Genomic DNA, 22,515 nt, shown 5'->3' on the forward strand with positions numbered 1-22,515 from the left:
CACTTAGTCGCACTCGGCAAGTGCTTTATCCGCCATGGCGGGACGATTTGGCACCGCGTCAGGCGCCCCGCCATGCATCGCGGTCAGGGGCGGCATTAGCGCCGCGCATGTCGCCGGAAAAGTCCGAAAATTAAAATTGAACGACCGTGCTATTTTGTGTATGCTTGTTTCGCCCAGGCGCCGGAAGGCGTTGCGGGACGCGGGAAAGCGGCAGGTCGGGCGGAGGGTTTACCCGCTCATGACGGCAGCCTCCCGCAGCAGTCGCCGGCCGCTGCCGGCCGCGCCGTGCAGTAAAAATTGAATTCGAGAATTCGAATCCCGAGACAACTTTTGACACCAAAGGAACCAGCATGACAGCGCAGTATCAGGTTCAGGACGGCGTAGCCGTCATCACGCTCGACAATCCCCCTGTCAACGGCCTGGGTCACAGCACCCGGCTTGGCATCGTCGAAGGCATGACCCGTGCGCTGGACGATGCCGCCGTCAAGGCCATCGTCATCACCGGCGCTGGCAAGGCTTTCTCGGGCGGCGCCGACATCCGTGAATTCAATACGCCCAAGGCCATGCAGGAGCCGACGCTGCACTCGGTGATCCGCGTGCTGGAAGGCTCGTCCAAGCCGGTCGTGGCCGCCGTGCACTCGGTCGCCATGGGTGGCGGCCTGGAGCTGGCGCTGGGCTGCAACTACCGCGTGGCGTCCAAGGGCGCCCAGATCGCGCTGCCGGAAGTGAAGCTGGGCCTGCTGCCGGGCGCCGGCGGCACGCAGCGCCTGCCGCGCGTGATCGGCCTGGAGGCCGCGGCCAATATGATCGTGTCGGGCACCCCGGTGCTGTCCGAGAAGTTTGCCGGCACCAAGCTGTTCGATGAAATCGTCGACGGTGACGTGCTGCCCGCCGCGGTCAAGTTCGCGCAGAACGTTGGCGCCGCCACCGGCCCGCATCCGAAGGTGCGCGACCTGAAGGTGCGCCACGAGAACCCCGAAGGCTACCTGGGCTTTGCCCGCAATACCGTGGCCGCGATGGCCAAGAACTTCCCGGCGCCGCTGAAGTGCCTGGAAGCGGTGGCCGGCTCGCTCAAGCCGTTCGAACAGGGCCTGAAGCAAGAGCGCGAGGGCTTCCTCTACCTGGTCACCACGCCGGAATCGCGCGCGCTGCGCCACGCCTTCTTTGGCGAGCGTGCCGCCAGCAAGATCCCCGATGTGCCCGAAGGCACGCCGACCCGCAAGATCGAGAAGGTCGCCGTGATCGGCGCCGGCACCATGGGCGGCGGCATCAGCATGAACTTCCTCAACGCGGGCATCCCGGTCACCATCCTGGAAACCAAGCAGGAAGCGCTCGACCGCGGCGTCGGCATCATCCGCAAGAACTACGAGAACAGCGCCAAGAAGGGCAAGCTCACGCAAGAGAAGGTCGAGCAGCGCATGGGCCTGCTCAGTACCACGCTGTCCTATGACGACCTCAAGGACGCCGACCTGATCATCGAGGCCGTGTTCGAAGAGATGGGCGTCAAGGAGACCGTGTTCAAGAAGCTGGATGAAGTCGCCAAGCAAGGCGCGATCCTGGCCTCGAACACCTCCACGCTGGACGTCAACAAGATCGCCTCGTTCACCAAGCGTCCGCAGGACGTGGTCGGCATGCATTTCTTCAGCCCGGCCAATGTGATGAAGCTGCTGGAAGTGGTCCGCGGCGAGAAGACCGGCAAGGACGTGCTGGCCACGGTCATGCAGGTCGGCAAGAAGATCAAGAAGACCGCGGTGGTGTCGGGCGTTTGCGACGGCTTTATCGGCAACCGCATGATCGAGCAGTACAGCCGCCAGGCTGGCTACCTGCTGGACGAAGGCGCGCTGCCGGAGCAGGTCGACAAGGCCATCGAGAAGTTCGGCTTTGCCATGGGCCCGTTCCGCATGGGCGACCTGGCCGGCAACGACATCGGCTGGGCCATCCGCAAGCGCCGCGCGGTGGACAAGCCGGAGATCCAGTATTCCAAGACCGCCGACCTGCTGTGCGAGATGGGCCGCTTCGGCCAGAAGACCGGCGCGGGCTGGTACGACTACAAGGCGGGCGACCGCAAGCCGTACCCGAACCAGCAGGTCAACGACATGATCGTGCAGCACTCGAAGGACCTGGGCATCACGCGCCGCAAGATCTCTGACGAAGAGATCGTCGAGCGCCTGGTGTTCGCGCTGGTCAACGAAGGCGCCAGGATCCTGGAGGAAGGCATTGCTTCCAAGGCCTCGGATATCGACATGGTGTACCTGACCGGCTACGGCTTCCCGCTGTTCCGCGGCGGCCCGATGCTGTACGCGGACCAGGTCGGCCTGTACAACGTGGCGCTGTCGATGAAGCGCTACGCCAAGGGCTACCACGGTGAAGCGTGGCAGGTCGCGCCGCTGCTGCAGAAGCTGGCGGACGAAGGCAAGGGCTTCAACGGTTAATACCGCCACATGGTTCAGCCTGGAGCTGAGATGAACACCACCATCGGACCGGACGATTGCCTGCTGGTGATCGACGTGCAGAACGACTTCATGCCGGGCGGCGCGCTTGCCGTGCCCCACGGCGATGAAGTGGTGCCCGTCATCAACCGGCTGGCGCGTGCGTTCGGTCATGTGGTGCTGACGCAGGACTGGCATCCCGTCAGCCACGTCTCGTTCGCGGCCAACCATGCGGGCACGCAGCCGTTCCAGACGCTGGCGCTGCCGTATGGCGAGCAGGTGCTGTGGCCGGTGCACTGCGTGCAGGGCACGCCCGGCGCTGCGCTGCATGCGGGCCTGCACGTGCCGCATGCGCGGCTGGTGATCCGCAAGGGCCATCACGCCGATGTGGACAGCTACTCCGCCTTCCTGGAGGCGGACCGCACCACGCGCACCGGGCTGGCCGGCTACCTGCGCGAGCATGGCGTCAAGCGCGTGTTCTGCGCGGGTCTGGCGACGGACTACTGCGTGGCCTGGAGCGCGCTCGATGCACGCGCCGCGGGCTTCGCGGCCGCGGTGATCGAGGATGCCTGCCGCGCCATCGACCTGGAAGGGTCGCTGGCCAAAGCATGGCAGAACCTCGGCGCCGCCGGCGTTGCGCGCGTCACGTCCGCTGAACTGCTCAAGGGCCAGGGCTGAACCGAACCACCGAACTGAACGACACAAGAGATTCCGAGGAGCAAGACATGAACGAAGCAGTCATCGTATCCACCGCGCGGACCCCGCTGGCCAAGAGCTGGAAGGGCGCCTTCAACATGACCCACGGCGCCACGCTCGGCGGTCATGCCGTCCAGCACGCCATTGCCCGCGCCAAGATCGAGGCCGCCGAAGTGGAAGACGTGCTGATGGGCTGCGCCAACCCGGAAGGTGCCACCGGCGCCAACATCGCACGCCAGATCGCACTGCGCGCCGGCTGCCCGGTGACCGTGCCCGGCGCCACCGTCAACCGCTTCTGCTCGTCCGGCCTGCAGACCATCGCCATGGCCGCGCAGCGCGTGATCGCTGATGAGGGCGACATCTTCGTCGCCGGCGGCGTGGAAAGCATCTCGTGCGTGCAGCAGGAGATGAACCGCCATATGGTCCAGGAAAGCTGGCTGCTGAAGAACAAGCCGGAAATCTACTGGAACATGCTGCAGACCGCCGAGAACGTGGCCAAGCGCTACAACATCTCGAAGGAGCGCCAGGACGAGTACGGCGTGCGCAGCCAGCAACGCGCCGCCGCCGGGCAGGAAGCCGGCAAGTTCAAGGACGAGATCGTGCCGATGACGGTGCTGGCGGGCGTGGCCGACAAGTCGACCGGCCAGCTGGTGACCAAGGAAGTCACCGTCTCCGCCGACGAGGGCATCCGCGCCGATACCACGCTGGAAGGCGTGTCCAAGATCCGCAGCGCGGTGCCGGGTGGCGTGATCACCGCCGGCAATGCCTCGCAGTTCTCGGACGGCGCTTCGGCAGCGGTGGTGATGAATGCGCGCGTCGCCGAGGCCCGCGGCCTGCAGCCGCTGGGCGTGTTCCGCGGCTTTGCCGTGGCTGGCTGCGAGCCGGACGAGATGGGTATCGGCCCGGTCTTTGCTGTGCCCAAGCTGCTGAAGAAGGCCGGCCTGAAGGTCGACGACATCGGCCTGTGGGAGCTGAACGAAGCCTTCGCCGTGCAGGTGCTGTACTGCGCCGACACGCTCGGCATCCCGATGGACCGGCTGAACGTCAACGGCGGCGCCATCGCCGTGGGCCACCCCTACGGTGTGTCGGGCGCGCGCCTGGTCGGCCATGCGCTGATCGAAGGCAAGCGCCGCGGCGTCAAGTACGTGGTGGTGACCATGTGCATCGGCGGCGGCCAGGGCGCGGCCGGCCTGTTCGAAGTGCTCTGATGTCGGCTGCGGGCACCGCGCGGGCCACGCCCGCCGACATGCTCGCCTGGGGCCGGGAGGTGCTGGCCAGCCAGCCCTTCTCGGTCCTGGTCGGCACCGAACTGGCGGCGTTGTCGCCGGGCAAGGCTGAGTTGCGCCTGCCGATCCGTCAGGACCTGCGGCAGCAGCACGGCTTCCTGCACGGCGGCGTGGTCAGCTACCTGGCCGACAATGCGCTGACCTACGCGGGCGGCGCGGCCATGGCGGTGCCGGTCGTGACATCCGAGTACAAGATCAACTACGTGCGCCCGGCGATCGGCGAGCTGCTGGTCGCCCGCGCCGAATGCGTCAGCGCCGGCCGCCAGCAGGCGGTGGTGCGCTGCGACGTGTACGTCGTCAGGGATGGCGAGGAGAGGCTCTGCGCGGTGGCGCAGGGAACGATCGCGCGCCTTGGCGAAGGCGCCTGAGCGGCACGCAGGGAAGGGCGCGGCAGCGCCCTTTTTTGACCGCGCCCGGCGCCTCCCATGCTAGCAAAAAGAACTCGCGGCACGCCACGCAGTGCGCCGCATGGAGACACCATGTCGATGATCCTATCCCGCCGCGACCTGAATTTCGTGCTGTACGAATGGCTCAAGGTCGACGAGCTCACGCGCATCCCGCGCTATGCCGACCACTCGCGCGAGACTTTCGACGCCGCGCTGGACACCTGCGAGAAAATCGCCACCGACCTGTTCGCGCCGCACAACAAGAAGAACGACCAGCAAGAGCCGCATTTCGACGGCGAGACCGTCAGCATCATCCCCGAGGTCAGCACCGCGCTGAAGGCCTTCTGCGAGGCCGGCTTGATGGCCGCCGGCCAGGACTACGAACTGGGCGGCATGCAACTGCCGGTGGTGGTCGAGAAGGCTGGCTTTGCCTACTTCAAGGGTGCCAACGTCGGCACCAGCTCGTACCCGTTCCTGACCATCGGCAACGCCAACCTGCTGCTGACGCACGGCACGCCGGCGCAGGTCGAGACCTTCGTCAAGCCGGAGATGGACGGTCGCTTCTTCGGCACCATGTGCCTGTCCGAGCCGCAGGCGGGCTCGTCGCTGTCGGACATCACCACGCGCGCCGAGTACGAGGGCGAATCGCCGCTGGGCGCGCAGTACCGGCTGCGCGGCAACAAGATGTGGATCTCTGCCGGCGAGCACGAGCTGTCGGAAAATATCGTCCACCTGGTGCTGGCCAAGATCCCCGGCCCGGACGGCAAGCTGATCCCGGGCGTGAAGGGCATCTCGCTCTTCATCGTGCCCAAGTACCTGGTCAATGAAGACGGCTCGCTGGGCGAGCACAACGACGTGGTGCTGGCCGGCCTGAACCACAAGATGGGCTACCGCGGCACCACCAACTGCCTGCTCAACTTCGGCGAAGGCATGAAGTACCGGCCGGGCGGCAAGGCCGGCGCGATCGGCTACCTGGTGGGCGAGCCGCACAAGGGCCTGGCCTGCATGTTCCACATGATGAACGAGGCGCGCATCGGCGTGGGCCTGGGCGCGGTGATGCTGGGCTATACCGGCTACCTGCACGCGCTGGACTACGCGCGCAACCGCCCGCAAGGCCGCGCGGTCGGCCCCGGCGGCAAGGATGCGGCCAGCCCGCAGGTGAAGCTGGTCGAGCACGCCGATATCCGCCGCATGCTGCTGGCGCAGAAGAGCTATGTCGAAGGCGGCCTGGCGCTGAACCTCTATTGCGCGCGCCTGGTCGACGAGGAAGAGGCCGCTGCGGCCGCCGGCGACCAAGCCGCGCATGCGCGCCTGGCGCTATTGCTCGATATCCTGACCCCGATCGCCAAGAGCTGGCCGTCGCAATGGTGCCTGGAGGCCAACAACCTGGCGATCCAGGTGCATGGCGGCTACGGCTATACGCGCGAGTACAACGTCGAGCAGTTCTACCGCGACAACCGCCTCAACCCGATCCACGAAGGCACGCACGGCATCCAGGGCCTGGACCTGCTGGGCCGCAAGGTGGTGATGAAGGACGGCGCCGCCTTCAAGCTGCTGGGCGAGCGCGTTCAGGACACCATCACCCGCGCGCTCGCCGCCGGCAATGCCGAGTTGTCGCAGCAGGCAGGCGCCCTCGGCACCGCCACCAAGCGCCTGGCCGAGGTCACGCAGGCGCTGTGGAGCGCGGGCGACCCCAACGTGACGCTGGCCAATGCCTCGGTCTACCTGGAGGCCTTCGGGCACGTGGTGGTGGCGTGGATCTGGCTGGAACAGGCACTGCTGGCGCAAGCCGCGCTGCCGCGCGCGAACGGCAAGGAAGACGAGGACTTCTACCGCGGCAAGCTGGCCGCGGCGGCCTACTTCTTCCGCTGGGAGCTGCCCAAGGTCGGCCCGCAGCTGGCGCTGCTCGAGTCGCTCGACCGCACCACGCTCGACATGCAGGACGCGTGGTTCTGAGCGGCGCTTGCCCATCCCCGAACACTACAGAACGAAGGAAGACAATATGCGTACCATCCAGCAACTGTTTGACCTGAAGGGCAAGACCGCGCTGATCACCGGCGGCTCGCGCGGGCTTGGCCTGCAGATTGCCGAGGCGCTGGGCGAGCAGGGCGCGCGCCTGGTGCTGTCGGCGCGCAAGGCCGACGAGCTGCAGGCGGCGCAGGCGCACCTGAAGTCGCTCGGCATCGAGGCCGACTGGATCGCCGCCGACGGCTCGCAGGAGTCGGAGATCGCGCGCCTGGCCGACGAGGCCATCGCGAAGCTGGGCCACGTCGACATCCTGGTCAACAACGCCGGCGCCACCTGGGGCGCGCCGGCCGAAGACCATCCGGTCGAAGCCTGGGACAAGGTGATGAACCTGAACATCCGCGGCCTGTTCCTGCTGAGCCAGCGCATCGGCAAGCTGTCGATGATCCCGCGCCGCTACGGCCGCATCATCAACGTGGCGTCGATCGCGGGGCTGGCCGGCAACCCGCCGGGCAGCATGGAGACCATTGCCTACAACACCTCCAAGGGTGCGGTGGTCAACTTCACGCGCACGCTGGCGGCCGAGTGGGGCGAGCACAACATCACCGTCAACGCGCTCGCGCCGGGCTTCTTCCCGTCGAAGATGACCAAGGGCTCGCTCGAGCGCATGGGCGTTGAGGCCATGTGCGCCGGCGTGCCGCTGCACCGCCTGGGCGACGACGAGGACCTGAAGGGCGCCGCGCTGCTGTTTGCCAGCGACGCCGGCAAACACATCACCGGCCAGATCCTGGCGGTGGACGGCGGCGTCAGCGCGGTCTGAGCCGGGCAGGGCGCATTCCGGGCAAGCCGCACCGTGCGGCTTGGCGGAATCCCGGATTGCCCTCAAACTTGGGGCCGGCGCAAGGCCTCGGCCTCGCCGGCACCTAATTCTCGGACTCGCAATTGCCATGAACCAGTTCAAAGGCCCCCTGACCCACATTCCCTTCCTCGCCGACCTCGGCGTGACCTGCAACCTCGCCGAAGGCGGCCGCAGCGAGATCGCGCTGCCGATCGAGAAGCGCCACCAGAACAGCTGGGACATGGCCCACGGCGGCGTAATCATGACGCTGCTCGACGTGGCCATGGCGGTGGCCGGCCGCAGCAGCGACGCGGATGGCCGGGGCGTGGTCACCATCGAGATGAAGACCAGCTTCATGGCGCCGGGGCGCGGCGCGCTGACCGCGCGCGGCACCACCGTGCACCGCACCACCACCATGGTGTTCTGCGAAGCCGAGATCGTCGACGCCGACGGCAAGACCGTGGCGCGCGGCTCGGGCACCTTCAAGTACATCCGGCGCATGCCGCCGCAGCGCCCGGGTGAGACCGATACCGGTGCCGACGGCTGAGCGCCGGCACCGATGCAGCAGACGGGGCAGCGCGGCTGTCCCTTCCCGACGCAGTATTCAAGCCGTTCCATATTCCTACTGAAAGGAATCGACCATGTCCAAAACGTTCAAGCGCATCGTCCTGGCCTCGCGTCCCGAAGGCGCGGTGACGCCGGCCAATTTCCGCCTGGAAGAAGTGCCCGTGCCGCAGATCGCCGACGGCCAGGTGCTGGTGCGCAACCACTACCTGTCGCTGGACCCGTACATGCGCGGCCGCATGAACGACAGCAAGTCCTACGCCGCGCCGCAGCCGCTCGATGAGGTCATGATCGGCGGCACCGTGGGCGAAGTGGTGGAAAGCAGGAACAGCAAGTTCAAGCCAGGCGACAAGGTGGTCGGCATGTTCGGCTGGCAGGAGATGGGCGTCAGCGACGGCACCGGCCTGCAGCCGGTCGACACCACGCATATCCCGCTGTCGGCCTACCTCGGTTCGGTCGGCATGCCGGGCGTGACCGCCTGGTATGGCCTGAACAAGATCATCCTGCCCAAGCCGGGCAAGACCATCGCGGTCAGCGCTGCCTCCGGCGCAGTGGGCAGCGTGGTCGGGCAGCTGGCCAAGCTGGCCGGCTGCCGCGCGGTCGGCTTTGCCGGCGGCAAGGACAAGTGCGACTACGTGGTCAATGAGCTGGGCTTCGATGCCTGCATCGACTACAAGGCGGCCAAGGATCCCAAGGAGCTCTACAAGATGCTCAAGGAAGCCACCCCGGACGGCATCGACGGCTATTTCGAGAATGTCGGCGGCGATATCCTGGACGCCGTGCTGACGCGCATGAACGCCTTCGGCCGCATCGCCATGTGCGGCATGATCGCGGGCTATGACGGCCAGCCGCTGCCGCTGAAGAACCCGCAGCTGATCCTGGTGTCGCGCCTGACCATCGAAGGCTTTATCGTCTCCGAGCATATGGAGGTCTGGCCGCAGGCGCTGAAGGAACTGGGCACCGCCGTCGCCCAGGGCAAGCTCAAGTTCCGCGAGAGCATTGCCGAAGGCCTGGCCAGCGCGCCTGAAGCCTTTATCGGCCTGCTCAAGGGCAAGAACTTCGGCAAGCAGCTGGTCAAGCTGGTCTGACCGGCGCGTGCAGGGCCGCGGCGCGCCTGCCGGGCGCGCCGCGGGCAACGGATTTCACCAAAAAGATGGAGACACCGATGAATGCCCCGCAAGCCCCGCAAATCCAGAGCGGCGACGAGATCGGCGCCGGCCTGTCCGAAGAGGTCAAGGCCCGCTACCGCAACCTGCCGCGCCCGCCGCAGTTCGCCACCGCCGCCGCAGAGCGCCTGCACCGCAAGCAGCGCCTGGCCGCGGCCTTCCGGCTGTTTTCCAGGTTCGGTTTCGACGAAGGCGTGGCCGGCCATATCACCGCGCGCGACCCGGAGTTTCCCGATACCTTCTGGGTCAATCCCTTCGGCGTCCATTTCAGCCAGGTCAAGGTCTCCAACCTGATCCGCTGCGACCACCACGGCGACGTGGTCGAGGGCGACTACCCGGTCAATGCCGCGGCCTTCGCCATCCATTCGCGCGTGCACCAGACCCGCTCCGACGCGGTCGCGGCAGCGCATTCGCACAGCACCCATGGCCGCGCGTGGTCCACGCTGGGCCGCCCGCTCGATCCGCTCACGCAGGACGTGTGCGCGTTCTACCAGGATCATGCGGTCTATGACGATTTCGGCGGCGTGGTGGTGGAGCTCGACGAAGGCCAGCGCATCGCCAATGCGCTGGGCCAGAACAAGGCCGCGATCCTGCAGAACCATGGCCTGCTGACGGTCGGCAAGACCGTGGACGAAGCCGCCTGGTGGTTCATCACCATGGAGCGCTCCTGCCAGGTCCAGCTGCTGGCCGAAGCCGCCGCGGCGCGCACCCAGGCGCCGCTCAAGCTGATCTCCGATGCGGCCGCGCGCCAGGCCTATTCGATCGTCGGCACGGCGCAGGCGGGCTGGTTCCAGTTCCAGCCGCTCTATGCCCGCATCGTCAAGGAGCAGCCGGACCTGCTGGACTGAACCGCACGGCACCCGCTGGCAAACATGGAGTTGGATCGCATGGCCGACATCATTCTTCACCAGTACGCAACTTCGCCATTCTCCGAGAAGGTCCGCCTGCTGCTGGGCGCCAAGGGACTGGCCTGGCACGCGGTGGAAATCCCCGCCATCCTGCCCAAGCCTGACCTGCTGGCGCTGACCGGCGGCTACCGCCGCACGCCGGTGCTGCAGGTCGGTGCCGATATCTACTGCGATACCGCGCTGATCTGCGAGGTGCTGGACGCGCTGGCGCCCGCGCCGGCGCTGTATCCGCCGGCCCAGGCCGCGGCGGCGCGGGTCGCGGCAGCCTGGTTCGATGCGGCGCTGTTCACGGCATCGGTGACCTATGTGTTCCAGCCGGCCGGCGTTGCCAGCATGCTGGGCCACCTGTCGCCGGCGCAGGTCCAGGCCTTCAGCGCGGACCGCAAGGCCATGCGTGGCGACACCAATGCGCTGCGCATGCCGTTGCCCGAAGCCACCGCGCTGCTGCATGAAACGTTCGGCCAACTGGAAACGCAGTTCGCTGCCGGGATCGGGCATGTGGCCGGGCCGGCGCTGTCGGTTGCCGATTTCTCGCTGTACCACAACCTCTGGTTTATCCGCCGCGCCGGCGCGCTGGCGCAGCTGCTGGAGGCTTATCCGCGCTTGCAGGCCTGGTATGCGCGCATGAACACCTTCGGCCATGGCCGGCCGCGCGTGATCGACAGCGAGGACGCGATCGGCGCCGCGCGCAGTGCCGATCCGCTGGCGCTGGATGAGGGCGTGGTCGTGGATGCCGGCCTGCAGGCCGGCGACGCTGTCACCGTCACGCCCACCGACTATGCGCGCGACCCGGTGGCCGGCGTGCTGCTGGCGCTGAGCGCGCGCCGCGTCACGCTGCGCCGCCAGGATCCGCGCGCCGGCGCGCTCAATGTGCATTTCCCGCGGCAGGGCTACCAGGTGCAGCGCGCCGCCTGAGCGCGCATGGCACACGGCCCGCCGTTTCCCAAAACGAATCACGCGACAGGACAGACGATATGAAGGACTTCTCCAACAAGGTGGCTGTCATTACCGGCGGCGCCTCGGGTTTCGGCAAGGAGTTTGCCCACATTGCCGCCGACCTCGGCATGAAGCTGGTGCTGGCGGATGTGCAGGAAGACGCGCTGGACGCGACCGTGGCGGAATTCAAGGCACGCAATGTGCCAGTGATCGGGTTGCGCACGGACGTCTCGCGTGCCGACCAGGTGCAGGCGCTGGCCGATGCCGCCATCGAGGCCTTCGGCCAGGTCAACCTGCTGTTCAATAACGCCGGCGTGGGCGCGGGCGGCCTGATCTGGGAGAACTCCGAGAAGGACTGGGAGTGGGTGCTGGGCGTCAACCTGTACGGCGTCGTGCACGGCGTGCGCATCTTCACGCCGCTGATGCTGGCCGCGGCGGAGAAGGATCCGGCCTACCAGGGCCATATCGTCAACACGGCGTCGATGGCGGGCTTGCTGAACCCGCCGGCAATGGGCGTGTACAACGTGTCCAAGCACGCGGTGGTGGCGTTGACCGAAACCCTGTACCAGGACCTGGGCCTGGTGACGGAGCAGGTGCGCTGCTCGGTGCTGTGCCCGTACTTCGTGCCCACCGGCATCAACCAGTCCCAGCGCAACCGGCCCGCCGACCTGGCCAACCAGGCGCCGCCGACGCGTTCGCAGCTGGTGTCGCAGGCCTTGTCGGACAAGGCCGTCGGCTCCGGCAAGGTGACCGCCGCCGAGGTCGCGCAGCTGACCTTCGATGCCATCCGCGACGAAAGCTTCTATATTTATTCCCACCCCCAGGCGCTCGCCCCCGTGCGCCAGCGCTTCGAGGACATCGTCGGGCAGCGCAATCCCGGCGATCCGTTTGCCGACAAGCCCGAGGTCCGCGCGGGCCTCGTTGCCGCGCTGCGCGGCTGACGCCAGCACAACGCCACAACGAGGAGGACCGCATATGGAGAACAACATGGCTGCCCCCGCCGCCGTGATCCGCCACCTGCAGTACGCCACGCTGCCCAACGGCACCCGCCTGCACTACGCCAGCGCGGGCGAGCGCGGCAAGCCGCTGATGCTGTTCGTGCACGGCTTTCCTGAATTCTGGTTCGAATGGGAGGCCCAGCTGGCCGAGTTCGGACGCACGCATTTTGCCGTGGCGCCGGACCTGCGCGGCTACAACCTGTCGAGCAAGCCCGCCGAGGTCGAGGCCTACCGGCCGCGCCATATCGTCGAAGACCTGGTGCAGCTGGTCAGCGCGCTGGGCTATGACCAGGCCGTGGTGGTGGCGCACGACTGGGGCGGGGCGATCTGCTGGAACCTGGCGATCCAGTTCCCGCAGCTGGTGCGCCAGCTCGTCATCGTCAACTCGCCGCATCCGTACCTGTTTGCGCGCGCGCTGGCCACCGATCCCGAGCAGCAGGCCGCTTCCGCCTACATGAACTGGCTGCGCAAGCCGGGCTCGGAAAAGGCGCTGGCCGCCAACGACTTCGCGCTGCTGGACCGGATGCTGGCCGATGCCGACTGCAAGCCGGCGGCATGGTACACGCCGGAGACGCGCGCCAGGTACCACGCGGCATGGTCCCAGCCGGGCGAAGGCCAGGACGCCGGCGTCCATCCGCTCACCGGCGGCGTCAATTTCTACCGCGCCTCGCCCATGCACCCGCCGGGCGAGGGCGAGCCGCCGCCCGATATCTCGCGCCTGGATCCGGCCGCGTTTGTGGTCAAGGTACCCACGTTGGTGATCTGGGGCGAACGCGACCGCGCGCTGCCGAAGTCGCTGGTGGACGGGCTGGGCGACTTCGTGCCTGACCTGCGCCTGGAACGCATCCCCGAGGGCACGCACTGGGTGATCCATGAGCAGCCGGAACGCGTCAACCTGCTGATCCGGAGTGCGCTGCCGGGGTAGCTGCCAGATGTCGTTCGGGCCGCCAACGAAACCCCAGTCAGCAGCTTCAGCCCCGCCTTGATGGCGGGGCTTTTTGTTGGTGCGCCATGCCTGGCGCTGTCCGGCTCGCGCTGGTGTTTCCGGAACGTCTGAAGCATTTACTGAGTAATCCGGACGACCCCTGACTTTTTATTAAGGGCTGGCTTTCATTCCATGTCTCATTGGGGAAAATATCTACGATGTCCCATTAGTTGTCCTATTGAAGCGACAATAATACTGATATATCTTTCGGTCCATGCTTCAGAGCCGATATTCCCTTGACTAATTGGCCTGAACGGGAAGTATCGATGTCGGTGAACCGATAAATTTCAACGGGTCGAAAGATAGCAGCCGCCATTTATGGGAAACCAAAATTCGCCGATGCCGCGGTATCACCGCATTTACCTGGTGCTGCGGCAGAAAATCCTGAACGGGTTATACGACGAGAGCGGGCTGCCGGCCGAGTTCCGCTTGATGGAGCAGTATCGCGTGGCGCGGGTGACGGTGCGGCGGGCGTTAGCCGAGCTGCTCCAGGAAGGCCTGATCTACCGGCGGCCCGGGCAGGGGACATTCGTCAATATCGAGCAGGTTCGGCTGAACAGGCCACCAGCGCAGATGTGCGGCCTGCTCGACAGCCTGCTCGAAGTCGTCGCCGGCACCTCGGTGCGGGTGGTCGATTTCGGCATGCGGAGCTGCCCCACGCACGTCCGGGAGGCGCTGCGGCTGGCGGAGCGGGACGAAGCCCTGCACGTGATGCGCGTGCGCCTGCACCGGGACGAACCGGTCTCGCTGATCACGACATGGTCGCCGCCGCACGTGGCGCTGTTGCTGACACCGGGCGCGCTGCAGCAGCAGCCCATGCTGGCGCTGCTGGAAGACGGCGGGGTTCGCATCGGCCACGCCGACCAGACGCTGTCCTGCTGCCTTGCCGACGCGCAGGCCGCGGCGCTGCTGGACGAGCCGGTGGGTGCGGCGCTGCTGTCGGTGGTGCGCGTGGTGCGCGATGTCGACGGCAACCCGGTCCAGTGGCTCAGCGGCCTGTATCGCCCGCAATGCTACGACTACCGCATGGCGCTGACGCGCGCTGGCGAAGACAAGGCGCGTATCTGGCTTGCGCGCGACCTATCCACCGCGACGCGGTGATCCAAGAAATCGGGAGGAGACAGAAATGACCAAGACTTATCCGGCAAGACGCCGGTTCCTGGGCCAGGCCGCGCTGCTTGGCGCCGGTGCGCTGGCGCCGCAGATCGGACGGGCCCAGCCCAGGCTGGTGCGCATCGGCGTGCTGCATCCGGTCACCGGAGCGCTGGCGTTTTCCGGCACGCAATGCCGTGCCGGCGCGCTGCTGGCGATCGCCGACATCAACGCCGCCGGCGGTATCAAGTCGCTGGGCGGCGCCAGGCTGGAAGCGGTGCTGGGCGATGCCCAGTCGCAGCCGGAGATCGGCGCGGCCGAAGTCGAGAAGATGAACGAGGCCGGCGTCAGCGCCGTGGTCGGCGCCTATGCCAGCGCGATCTGCCTGGCCACCACGCAGGCGGCGGCGCGGCATGGCCTGGCGCATGTGGTCGACGTGGGCGTGGCCGATGCCATCGTCGAGCGCGGCCTGACCAACACGTTCCGCTTCGGCCCCGGCTACAAGGTCGCCACCGAAACCGCGATGAGCAACCTGCGCACGCTCAACCAGCTCAACGGCAACCGCGCGCGCACGGCGATGATCATCCACGAGGAATCGCTGTTCGGCAGTGGCACGGCCAAGCTGCTGAGCCAGCGCCTGCCGGAGTTCGGTTTCGAGGTGAAGGAGGTGGTCAAGCACGCCAACCCGATGCGCGACTTCAGCAATATCGTGCTACGCATGAAGGTGGCCAATCCGGACATCGTGATCGCGGCCAACTACTACAACGAGTACGCCCTGCTGATGCGCACCATGCAGCAGCAGAAGTTCCGGCCCAAGGCGGTCTACTCGGTGCTGGGCGGCGCGGCGTCGAGCTTCAAGTTCATCAAGGAGTTCCCGGCGGCGGCGCAGCATGTGCTGGACTGCAACCACTGGTACAACCCCAGGGATCCTCGCGCCATTGCGCTGCGCAAGCGCGTTGAGGCCAGCGGCCTGTTCTTTACCTACGAGGTTTTCTGCACCTATGCGTCCACCATGCTGCTGGCCGACAGCATTGAGCGCGCCGGCTCGGCGCAGCGCGAGCGCGTGATCGAAGCGCTCGCCAGCAGCAGCTTCAGCAGCCACTTCATGCCGTACGGGCCGACGCGCTTCGTCAACGGCCAGAACACCGGCGCGCAGCCGCTGCTGACGCAGGTGGTGGATGGCGACATCAAGGTGGTCTTCCCCAACGCCTACCGGCAGGTCGACGCGGTGTTCCCGCTGCCGGCCAGCTAAGCGCTTCACGCCGGTCGCGCCGGTACGCCGTTTATCCCTAGTCGCTACGGTCGGGAAGCCCGCTTCCCGACCGCTGGACTCCTGTTGCCGCGAGGAACGCATTACATGTTCGATATCCCGATACTCTGGGCCTCCTGGCTCAATGGCCTGACCACCGGGGCGATCTATGCCCTGGTCGCGCTGGGCCTGACGCTGATCTACGGCGTGCTCCATATCGTCAACTTCGCCCACGGCGCCGCGCTGATGGCGGCGCTGTATGGCGTCTATTTCCTCTTTACCCGGCTCCATGTCGATCCCTACGCGGCGCTGCTGGTGATGGTGCCGGCCATGTTCGCCGCGGGCTACCTGCTGCAGCGCCACCTGATCGCGCGGGCAAGTCGCGGCAACGAGCAGAACGTGCTGCTGGTCACGCTGGGCATCTCGATCGTGCTGGAGAACCTGGCGCTGTACCTGTTCCGCTCCGACACCTACACCATCGACACGCCCTATGCGCTGTCCACCGTCGAGCTGCTGGGTGCATCGATCGCGCTGCCCAAGGTGATCGCCTTCGCCGGCGCACTGTTGGCCTGCGGCCTGCTGATGCTGATGATCCGGCGCACCACGCTGGGCCGCGCCATCCGTGCGGTGGCCAGGGAAAAGCAGGGCGCGCGCGTGGTCGGCATCGATGTCGAGCGCGTCTATGCGCTCAGTTTCGGCATCGGCCTGGCCTGCCTGGGCGCGGCCGCCTGCTTCCTGCTGCCGGCCTACTACGTCAATCCGCGCGTCGGCGACGGCTTCGCGCTGATCGCCTTCACCGTGGTCGTGCTGGGTGGCATGGGCAGCTTCGCCGGGGCGCTGTGGGGCGGCCTGCTGATCGGCGTGGTCGAGTCACTGGGCGGCCTGTGGCTGGGCGACAGCCTGGGCCAGGTCGGCATTTTCCTGATCTTCATCCTGGTGCTGCTGTTCCGTCCGCAGGGCCTGTTCGGCGCGAAGGCGTGACTCGAGGAGCCTGACATGAATCGAATTTCTTCTCTTCCCACGCTCGGCTGGATCGCCATCGTTCTGGCCGGCTTTGCCGCGGCGCCGCTGTGGCTGTCCTCCGGCTTCGCGCTGAACCTGCTGGTGATGGTGCTGCTGATGACGCTGATGGCGCAGTCGTGGAACATCCTCGGCGGCTTTGGCGGGCAGTTCTCGTTCGGCCACGCGGCGTTCTTCGGCACCGGCGCCTATGCCATGGCGATCTTGCAGGTCGCGTTCGGCATGAATGCGTGGCTGGCGCTGGTGCTGGCGACCGGCGTCGGCGCGCTCGCCGGCGTCGGCGTGGGCGTGCTGTCGTTCCGCTACGGGCTCAAGGGTTCGTACTTCTCGCTGGCGACGCTGGCGGTGGCCGAGGTGCTGCGCATCGTGGCCAATGCGGTGGGCTTTACCGGTGCCGGCGCAGGCATGCAGTTGCCGTTGCAGCCCGGTGCCTTGCATCTCCAGTTTGCCGGCAAGGCTGGCTACCTCTGGTTCATCCTGACGTTCGTCGCCGCGGGCCTTCTCCTCTCGTGGTGGCTGCGCAGGTCGCGCTTCGGTGCCTGCCTGATGGCGGTGCGGGACAGTGAAGACGCGGCGAAGGCGCTCGGCATCGATGTGCTGCGCGTCAAGTTGGTGGCGATTGCCATGTCCGCGGCGCTGATGGCGGCGGCCGGCGTTTTTTATACGCAGTACCTGCAATACCTCGATCCGCATATCGCCTACGGTCCGGCCTTTTCGGTGGCCGCGCTGGTTGGGGCGGTGATCGGCGGCACCGCCACGGTGTTCGGCCCGCTGCTCGGCGCGCTGGCGCTGCAGCTGCTCAACGAGCTGACGCGCAATGCGCTGGGCGATGTGCCGGGCGTGAGCCTGGTGATCTACGGCGCGCTGCTGGTGCTGATGGTGATATTCCTGCCGCAGGGCCTGGCCGGGGCGGCCGGATCGGTGCGCAAGGCGAGGGCATAAGGCAAGGGAAATGACGATGCAGACCATACTTTCGACCCACGGACTGTCGATCCGCTTCGGCGGCCTGGCGGCGGTGCAGGACGTGAACCTGTCCATTGCGCGCGGCCGCATCACCGGCCTGATCGGCCCCAACGGCGCCGGCAAGTCGACCCTGTTCGGCATGCTGTCCGGCTTCCTCGCGCCCACGCAGGGCACGGTGGAGCTGGAAGGCCGCACCCTCAACGGGCTCGCGCCTCATGTCATCTGCCGGCTCGGGCTGGCGCGCACCTTCCAGATCGTGCAGCCGTTTGCCGGGCAGACCGTGCGCGAGAACATCGCGGTCGGCGCGCACCTGCATGTGCGCGGCCGCAATGTGGCGCTGGCACAGGCCGATGAAGTGGCCCGCCGGGTCGGGCTGGAAGACCAGCTGCACAAGAGCGCTTCGAGCCTGACCGTGGCCGGGCGCAAGCGCCTGGAGCTGGCGCGCGCACTGGCCACGCGGCCGCGCCTGCTGCTGCTGGACGAGGTGCTGGCCGGGCTCAACCCCGGCGAAATCGCCGCGATGATCCCGGTGGTGCGCGGCATCTGCGACGACGGCGTCACCGTCGTGATGATCGAGCACGTGATGCAGGCGGTGATGAGCCTGGCGCAGGACGTATTCGTGCTGGCCGGCGGCCGGCTGATCGCGCAGGGTTCGCCCGCGCAGGTGACGCGCGACCCGCAGGTGATCGAGGCCTACCTGGGCCACGGCATGGCGCAGCGCATCGGTGCGCAGCAGGAGGCGGCCGCCCATGCCTGAGACCCTGTTGTCGGTGCAAGGGCTGCACAGCGGCTACGGCGCGGTGCAGGTGCTGCACGGCGTCAGCGTGGAGGTGAATCGCGGCGAGATCGTGGCCCTGCTGGGCGCCAACGGCGCCGGCAAATCGACGCTGATCAACACGGCCTGCCGCCTGGTGTCCGGCACCTCCGGCACGGTCCGCTTCGACGGGCGGGACGTCAGCCGGGCCCGGCCGCAGGACATCGTCGGCGCCGGACTGATCCAGGTGCCCGAAGGGCGCCGCATCTTCCCCAACCTGACCGTGCTGGAGAACCTGGAGCTGGGCGCCTGCCGCCGCGCCACGCGCCAGCTCAAGGCCAACCTGGAATGGGTGCTCGATACCTTCCCGCGCCTGCGCGAACGGCTGGGCCAGCGCGCCGGCACCATGTCCGGCGGCGAGCAGCAGATGCTGGCCATCGGCCGCGGCCTGATGGGCGATCCGCGCCTGCTGATCCTGGACGAGCCCTCGCTCGGGCTGTCGCCGCTGATGGTCGAGGAGATGTTCGGCCTGGTCCGCCGCCTGCACAAGGAAGGACTGTCGATCCTGCTGGTCGAGCAGAACGTGGCGCTGTCGCTGGAAATCGCCTCGCGGGCCTACGTGCTGGAAAACGGCGAAGTCAGGTTCTCCGGTACGCCCGGGACGCTGCTGGCAGCCCCTGAACTGCGGGCCGCTTACCTGGGCGTGTGAGCGTACCCATCCAGCAATCAGAGAAGCAAAGAACGGAGTCAAACCGATGGAATTGTCAGACAAGACCGCGCGCCAGATCTGGCAGGAGGTCAGGGCCAACCCCAGCCGGGCGCGCTTCGGCTTCGGGCGCAAGGCGGTGCTGGTCAATATCGACCTGCAGAACGCCTACACCTGCACCGACCGCTTCAAGACCGCGTACGAGACCGATCCCGCGCAGCTGGCGCATATCAACGGGCTGGCGGGGCGCTTCCGGGCGCTGGGCTGGCCGGTGGTGTGGACGCGGGTGGCGTACATGGCGTCCGGCGAGGATGCGGGCATCTGGGGCACCCGCACCGATACGCCGGATTCGCTGCAGAACATCAAGCATGGGTCGGAGCGCGCGCAGTTCGACAGCCGCGTCGATGTCGATCCGGTGCGCGACGTGGTCTATTGCAAGAAGATGCCGTCGGCGTTCTTCGAGACCCAGCTGCAGTCGTTGCTGGTGTGGCACCAGGTGGATACCGTGGTCATCACCGGCGGCTCCACCTCGGGCTGCGTGCGCGCCACGGCGGTGGATTCGCTGTCGCGCGGGTATCGCACCATCGTGCCGGAGCAGTGCGTGGCCGACAAGCATGAGAGCTACCACTTCGCCAACCTGACCGACCTGATGCTGAAGTACGCCGACGTGCTCGACGTGCTCGAGGTGCAGAACTGGCTCGAGGACAGGCAAGCCGCGCCGCGCTTGTCCAAGGGGGACTGACATGCTTGAAACCCCCGGTTACTACGACTACTGGCCCTACCAGGACCGCCCCAGGATCCGCTGGCCGGGCGGGGCACGGCTGGCCTTCTGGGTCGCGCCCAACATCGAGTTCTATGAACTCGACCCGCCAGGCAATCCGCACCGGCGCGCATGGCCCCATCCGTACCCCGCGGTGCCGGGCTACTCGATCCGCGACTACGGCAACCGCGTCGGCCATCAGCGCCAGATGCGGCTGCTGGACAAGTACGGCATCCGCGGCTCGGTGTCGCTGTCGGCGGCGCTGTGCGTGCATCACCCCGAGATCGTGGCGATGTGCATGGAGCGCGAGTGGGAGTTCTTCTCGCACGGCATCTACAACACGCGCTACACCTACGGCATGTCCGAGGAACAGGAGCGCGAGATGATCCGCGAGTCGATGCAGATCATCGAGGACTGCACCGGCAGCAAGCCGGCCGGCTACCTGGCGCCAGCGCTGTCGCACAGCGAATCGACTCTGGACTTGTTCGCCGAACTGGGCGGCCGCTATACCTGCGACCTGTTCCATGACGACCAGCCCACGCCGGTGCGCGTGCGCGGCGGCCAGCGCTTTATCTCGCTGCCGTACTCGCTGGAGATGAACGACACCATCGCCTACGTGGTGAACAAGGTCGAGCCGCGCCGCTACGGGCAGATGCTGAAGGACTGCTTCGACCGGCTCTATGCGGAAGGGGCCGAGTCCGGCACCGTGATGTGCATCCCGACCCATAACTACCAGGTCAGCTGCCCGCACCGGCTGCGCGCCTTCGAGGAAGCGCTGGAATACATCACTGGCCACGCGGATGTCTGGGTCACCACCGGCCGCGAGATCGCCGATTACTACCTCGAACATTGCTACGACACGGCCGCGGCTGCGATTGCCGCAGCCAACCCGGTGCGGAGGGCGTGCTGATGCCACGCGACCATCAAGCCCCGCAATACCCGCACCGCCGCGCCGGCATGGACCACGACCGCTATGACTGGTCGATGCTGGCAAGCCGCGCGCCGGTGCGCTGGCCAGGCGGCAAGACGCTGGCCCTGTGGGTCAACGTCAGCCTGCAGTTCTTCCCGCTGAACCCGACCGGCAAACCGGTGGCGGTGCCGGGCAACATGACCATGCCGTATCCGGACCTGCGCCACTACACGCTGCGCGACTACGGCAACCGCATCGGCATCCACCGGATGCTGCGCGGCTTCGACCGCTACGGCGTGCGCCCGACCTTTGCCATCAATGCGCGGCTGGCCGAGCTGTATCCGTCGCTGCTCGCCACGGTGAGCGAGCGCGGCGACGAGATCATCGGCCATTCATGGAGCATGGACACCGCACACGCCGGCGGCCTGGATGAAGCCGTCGAGGCGGAAGTCGTCCGGCGTTCGCTGGACCGGCTGCGTACGCTCAGCGGGCAGGACGTCCGCGGCTGGCTCAGCCCCGGCAAGCTGCAGAGCGCCAATACGCCGGAGCTGCTGCGCGCCAACGGCATCGAGTACCTGTGCGACTGGGTCAACGACGACATGCCTTACCCGTTCCGCACGCGCCACGGCAAGTTGTGGGCGATGCCGCTGTCGACCGAGCTCGAGGACCGCTTCGTGCTGATGGAGAACCTGCACCCGGAAGCATCGTGGGCGCGGCAGGTGAAAGACGCCTGCGACCTGCTGCTCGACGAAGCGCGCGAACAGGGCGGGCGCATCCTCGCGCTGTCCGTGCACCCGTGGGTGCTGGGGCAGCCGCACCGGATCCGCTACCTGGAAGCCGCGCTCGAATACGTGATGGCAAGACCTGAAGTCTGGAGCGCGGGCGCGGGCGAGATTCTCGCGGCGTTCGCGGCACAGGATTCCCAACCACAGGAAAACCCATGACAGCAAACATGCAGAACATCGACGTACTGGTCAGCGAAGTCGGCCCGCGCGACGGCCTGCAGATGACCCGGCGCGTGATGGCGACCGCGGCCAAGAAGGCCTGGATCAGCGCGGAAGCCGCCGCCGGCGTGCGCGAGATCGAGGTCGGCTCGTTCGTTCCGGCCACGGTGCTGCCGCAGATGGCGGACACGGCCGAGGTGGTGGCGCACGCGCTCGGCATCGGCGGGCTCACGGTGGCGGCACTGGTGCCCAATTACGTGGGCGCCGAGCGCGCCATCGGCGCCGGCGTGCACAAGCTCACCATCCCGGTGTCGGTCAGCGAGACGCACAGCCTGCGCAACGTCAACCGCACCCATGAGCAGATGCTGCGCGAGGTCCGGCGCATTGCCGAACGCATCCGCGCCTTGCCGGCCCATGCGCGGCCGCGCTTCGAGGCGGGGCTGTCGACCGCATTCGGCTGCACGCTGGAAGGCCCGGTCGCCGAGGCGCGCGTGGTCGGGCTGGCCGAAGCGCTGATGGACGCGGGCTGCGACGAAGTCGGCCTGTCCGACACCACCGGCTACGGCAATCCGCGCCAGGTGCGCAGCCTGACGCTGGCGGTATGGCGCGCGATCGGGCAGCAGCACCTGAGCGGCATCCACCTGCACAACACGCGCGGGCAGGGGCTGGCCAATGTGCTGGCGGCGATCGACGTGGGCCTGACCACGGTCGATGCCTCGCTGGGCGGGCTCGGCGGCTGTCCGTTCGCGCCCGGCGCGAGCGGCAATGTGGTGACGGAGGACCTGGTGTTCCTGCTCGAGTCGATGGGGCTGCGCACCGGCATCGACCTGGAGGCGCTGTTCCGCGTGCGCGACATCGTCAGGGCCAACCTGGCGGACGAACCGCTTTACGGGCACACGCCGGAGGCCGGCCTGCCCAAGGGCTTCGTGCCTGCCGTCCTGGCGGCGTGGCAATGATCAG

The 22,515-nt window shown here is 67.3% G+C and carries 22 protein-coding genes; all 22 read left to right on the top strand.

Annotated elements, in window-relative coordinates:
- The first annotated feature begins 350 nt into the window (after positions 1-350).
- The 22 genes from AC3WQZ_RS04220 (at position 351) to AC3WQZ_RS04325 (ending at position 22,511) form a co-directional block, all read left to right on the top strand.
- On the top strand, positions 351-2,432 hold the full coding sequence (locus AC3WQZ_RS04220; protein WP_010810046.1) for a 3-hydroxyacyl-CoA dehydrogenase NAD-binding domain-containing protein: 2,082 nt from the start codon (positions 351-353) through the stop codon (positions 2,430-2,432).
- Positions 2,433-2,462: 30 nt separating this feature from the next.
- The gene (pncA, locus tag AC3WQZ_RS04225) at positions 2,463-3,107 is read left to right on the top strand and encodes a bifunctional nicotinamidase/pyrazinamidase (RefSeq protein ID WP_439671611.1); all 645 of its coding nucleotides are present in this window, start codon (positions 2,463-2,465) and stop codon (positions 3,105-3,107) included.
- 47 nt (positions 3,108-3,154) lie between these two features.
- Complete coding sequence (locus AC3WQZ_RS04230) at positions 3,155-4,333, top strand: acetyl-CoA C-acyltransferase (RefSeq protein ID WP_010810044.1); 1,179 nt, start codon at positions 3,155-3,157, stop codon at positions 4,331-4,333.
- On the top strand, positions 4,333-4,779 hold the full coding sequence (locus AC3WQZ_RS04235; protein ID WP_010810043.1) for a PaaI family thioesterase: 447 nt from the start codon (positions 4,333-4,335) through the stop codon (positions 4,777-4,779). The genes AC3WQZ_RS04230 and AC3WQZ_RS04235 overlap by 1 nt, the downstream gene beginning before the upstream one ends.
- A gap of 111 nt (positions 4,780-4,890) precedes the next feature.
- Complete coding sequence (locus AC3WQZ_RS04240) at positions 4,891-6,753, top strand: acyl-CoA dehydrogenase (protein WP_011615135.1); 1,863 nt, start codon at positions 4,891-4,893, stop codon at positions 6,751-6,753.
- A 46-nt stretch (positions 6,754-6,799) separates the two neighbouring features.
- Positions 6,800-7,582 carry an SDR family oxidoreductase gene (locus AC3WQZ_RS04245; RefSeq protein ID WP_010810041.1) on the top strand — a complete coding sequence of 261 codons (783 nt, stop codon included), beginning with the start codon at positions 6,800-6,802 and terminating at the stop codon, positions 7,580-7,582.
- Between the two features lie 127 nt (positions 7,583-7,709).
- Positions 7,710-8,147 (top strand): PaaI family thioesterase, encoded by a 438-nt coding sequence (locus AC3WQZ_RS04250; protein ID WP_010810040.1) that lies wholly within the window; start codon positions 7,710-7,712, stop codon positions 8,145-8,147.
- Between the two features lie 94 nt (positions 8,148-8,241).
- Positions 8,242-9,252 carry an NADP-dependent oxidoreductase gene (locus tag AC3WQZ_RS04255; RefSeq protein ID WP_011615136.1) on the top strand — a complete coding sequence of 337 codons (1,011 nt, stop codon included), beginning with the start codon at positions 8,242-8,244 and terminating at the stop codon, positions 9,250-9,252.
- Positions 9,253-9,329: 77 nt separating this feature from the next.
- A complete protein-coding gene (locus AC3WQZ_RS04260) occupies positions 9,330-10,178 on the top strand; it encodes a class II aldolase/adducin family protein (RefSeq protein WP_492300063.1) in 849 nt (282 codons plus the stop codon).
- Positions 10,179-10,217: 39 nt separating this feature from the next.
- Positions 10,218-11,153: a glutathione S-transferase family protein gene (locus AC3WQZ_RS04265; protein WP_010810037.1), complete on the top strand. Its 936-nt coding sequence runs from the start codon at positions 10,218-10,220 to the stop codon at positions 11,151-11,153.
- 59 nt (positions 11,154-11,212) lie between these two features.
- A complete protein-coding gene (locus AC3WQZ_RS04270; RefSeq protein WP_010810036.1) occupies positions 11,213-12,115 on the top strand; it encodes an SDR family oxidoreductase in 903 nt (300 codons plus the stop codon).
- A gap of 34 nt (positions 12,116-12,149) precedes the next feature.
- The gene (locus AC3WQZ_RS04275; protein ID WP_492300065.1) at positions 12,150-13,097 is read left to right on the top strand and encodes an alpha/beta fold hydrolase; all 948 of its coding nucleotides are present in this window, start codon (positions 12,150-12,152) and stop codon (positions 13,095-13,097) included.
- Between the two features lie 378 nt (positions 13,098-13,475).
- The gene (locus tag AC3WQZ_RS04280; protein WP_011615138.1) at positions 13,476-14,258 is read left to right on the top strand and encodes a GntR family transcriptional regulator; all 783 of its coding nucleotides are present in this window, start codon (positions 13,476-13,478) and stop codon (positions 14,256-14,258) included.
- Between the two features lie 25 nt (positions 14,259-14,283).
- Positions 14,284-15,501 (top strand): ABC transporter substrate-binding protein, encoded by a 1,218-nt coding sequence (locus AC3WQZ_RS04285; protein ID WP_492300067.1) that lies wholly within the window; start codon positions 14,284-14,286, stop codon positions 15,499-15,501.
- 105 nt (positions 15,502-15,606) lie between these two features.
- Positions 15,607-16,479 (top strand): branched-chain amino acid ABC transporter permease, encoded by an 873-nt coding sequence (locus tag AC3WQZ_RS04290; RefSeq protein ID WP_492300069.1) that lies wholly within the window; start codon positions 15,607-15,609, stop codon positions 16,477-16,479.
- Between the two features lie 15 nt (positions 16,480-16,494).
- Positions 16,495-17,460 (top strand): branched-chain amino acid ABC transporter permease, encoded by a 966-nt coding sequence (locus tag AC3WQZ_RS04295; protein WP_492300071.1) that lies wholly within the window; start codon positions 16,495-16,497, stop codon positions 17,458-17,460.
- 10 nt (positions 17,461-17,470) lie between these two features.
- Positions 17,471-18,238, top strand: a complete 768-nt coding sequence (locus AC3WQZ_RS04300; protein WP_439668807.1) for an ABC transporter ATP-binding protein — start codon at positions 17,471-17,473, stop codon at positions 18,236-18,238.
- Positions 18,231-18,944 (top strand): ABC transporter ATP-binding protein, encoded by a 714-nt coding sequence (locus tag AC3WQZ_RS04305; protein ID WP_439668810.1) that lies wholly within the window; start codon positions 18,231-18,233, stop codon positions 18,942-18,944. The genes AC3WQZ_RS04300 and AC3WQZ_RS04305 overlap by 8 nt, the downstream gene beginning before the upstream one ends.
- Before the next feature lie 46 nt (positions 18,945-18,990).
- The gene (locus tag AC3WQZ_RS04310) at positions 18,991-19,683 is read left to right on the top strand and encodes an isochorismatase family protein (RefSeq protein WP_492296863.1); all 693 of its coding nucleotides are present in this window, start codon (positions 18,991-18,993) and stop codon (positions 19,681-19,683) included.
- A gap of 1 nt (position 19,684) precedes the next feature.
- A complete protein-coding gene (locus tag AC3WQZ_RS04315; RefSeq protein WP_492296861.1) occupies positions 19,685-20,611 on the top strand; it encodes a polysaccharide deacetylase family protein in 927 nt (308 codons plus the stop codon).
- Positions 20,611-21,555 (top strand): polysaccharide deacetylase family protein, encoded by a 945-nt coding sequence (locus tag AC3WQZ_RS04320; RefSeq protein WP_010810026.1) that lies wholly within the window; start codon positions 20,611-20,613, stop codon positions 21,553-21,555. The genes AC3WQZ_RS04315 and AC3WQZ_RS04320 overlap by 1 nt, the downstream gene beginning before the upstream one ends.
- On the top strand, positions 21,552-22,511 hold the full coding sequence (locus tag AC3WQZ_RS04325) for a hydroxymethylglutaryl-CoA lyase (protein ID WP_011615144.1): 960 nt from the start codon (positions 21,552-21,554) through the stop codon (positions 22,509-22,511). The genes AC3WQZ_RS04320 and AC3WQZ_RS04325 overlap by 4 nt, the downstream gene beginning before the upstream one ends.
- Positions 22,512-22,515: the final 4 nt, after the last annotated feature.

The organism is Cupriavidus sp. FW305-26 (assembly GCF_058787975.1).

Excerpts from the sequence above, each read along its gene's own strand:
- AC3WQZ_RS04220 (WP_010810046.1), top strand. The coding sequence starts at position 351 with ATGACAGCGCAGTATCAGGTTCAGGACGGCGTAGCCGTCATCACGCTC.
- pncA (WP_439671611.1), top strand. The coding sequence starts at position 2,463 with ATGAACACCACCATCGGACCGGACGATTGCCTGCTGGTGATCGACGTG.
- AC3WQZ_RS04230 (WP_010810044.1), top strand. The coding sequence starts at position 3,155 with ATGAACGAAGCAGTCATCGTATCCACCGCGCGGACCCCGCTGGCCAAG.
- AC3WQZ_RS04235 (WP_010810043.1), top strand. The coding sequence starts at position 4,333 with ATGTCGGCTGCGGGCACCGCGCGGGCCACGCCCGCCGACATGCTCGCC.
- AC3WQZ_RS04240 (WP_011615135.1), top strand. The coding sequence starts at position 4,891 with ATGTCGATGATCCTATCCCGCCGCGACCTGAATTTCGTGCTGTACGAA.
- AC3WQZ_RS04245 (WP_010810041.1), top strand. The coding sequence starts at position 6,800 with ATGCGTACCATCCAGCAACTGTTTGACCTGAAGGGCAAGACCGCGCTG.
- AC3WQZ_RS04250 (WP_010810040.1), top strand. The coding sequence starts at position 7,710 with ATGAACCAGTTCAAAGGCCCCCTGACCCACATTCCCTTCCTCGCCGAC.
- AC3WQZ_RS04255 (WP_011615136.1), top strand. The coding sequence starts at position 8,242 with ATGTCCAAAACGTTCAAGCGCATCGTCCTGGCCTCGCGTCCCGAAGGC.
- AC3WQZ_RS04260 (WP_492300063.1), top strand. The coding sequence starts at position 9,330 with ATGAATGCCCCGCAAGCCCCGCAAATCCAGAGCGGCGACGAGATCGGC.
- AC3WQZ_RS04265 (WP_010810037.1), top strand. The coding sequence starts at position 10,218 with ATGGCCGACATCATTCTTCACCAGTACGCAACTTCGCCATTCTCCGAG.
- AC3WQZ_RS04270 (WP_010810036.1), top strand. The coding sequence starts at position 11,213 with ATGAAGGACTTCTCCAACAAGGTGGCTGTCATTACCGGCGGCGCCTCG.
- AC3WQZ_RS04275 (WP_492300065.1), top strand. The coding sequence starts at position 12,150 with ATGGAGAACAACATGGCTGCCCCCGCCGCCGTGATCCGCCACCTGCAG.
- AC3WQZ_RS04280 (WP_011615138.1), top strand. The coding sequence starts at position 13,476 with ATGGGAAACCAAAATTCGCCGATGCCGCGGTATCACCGCATTTACCTG.
- AC3WQZ_RS04285 (WP_492300067.1), top strand. The coding sequence starts at position 14,284 with ATGACCAAGACTTATCCGGCAAGACGCCGGTTCCTGGGCCAGGCCGCG.
- AC3WQZ_RS04290 (WP_492300069.1), top strand. The coding sequence starts at position 15,607 with ATGTTCGATATCCCGATACTCTGGGCCTCCTGGCTCAATGGCCTGACC.
- AC3WQZ_RS04295 (WP_492300071.1), top strand. The coding sequence starts at position 16,495 with ATGAATCGAATTTCTTCTCTTCCCACGCTCGGCTGGATCGCCATCGTT.
- AC3WQZ_RS04300 (WP_439668807.1), top strand. The coding sequence starts at position 17,471 with ATGACGATGCAGACCATACTTTCGACCCACGGACTGTCGATCCGCTTC.
- AC3WQZ_RS04305 (WP_439668810.1), top strand. The coding sequence starts at position 18,231 with ATGCCTGAGACCCTGTTGTCGGTGCAAGGGCTGCACAGCGGCTACGGC.
- AC3WQZ_RS04310 (WP_492296863.1), top strand. The coding sequence starts at position 18,991 with ATGGAATTGTCAGACAAGACCGCGCGCCAGATCTGGCAGGAGGTCAGG.
- AC3WQZ_RS04315 (WP_492296861.1), top strand. The coding sequence starts at position 19,685 with ATGCTTGAAACCCCCGGTTACTACGACTACTGGCCCTACCAGGACCGC.
- AC3WQZ_RS04320 (WP_010810026.1), top strand. The coding sequence starts at position 20,611 with ATGCCACGCGACCATCAAGCCCCGCAATACCCGCACCGCCGCGCCGGC.
- AC3WQZ_RS04325 (WP_011615144.1), top strand. The coding sequence starts at position 21,552 with ATGACAGCAAACATGCAGAACATCGACGTACTGGTCAGCGAAGTCGGC.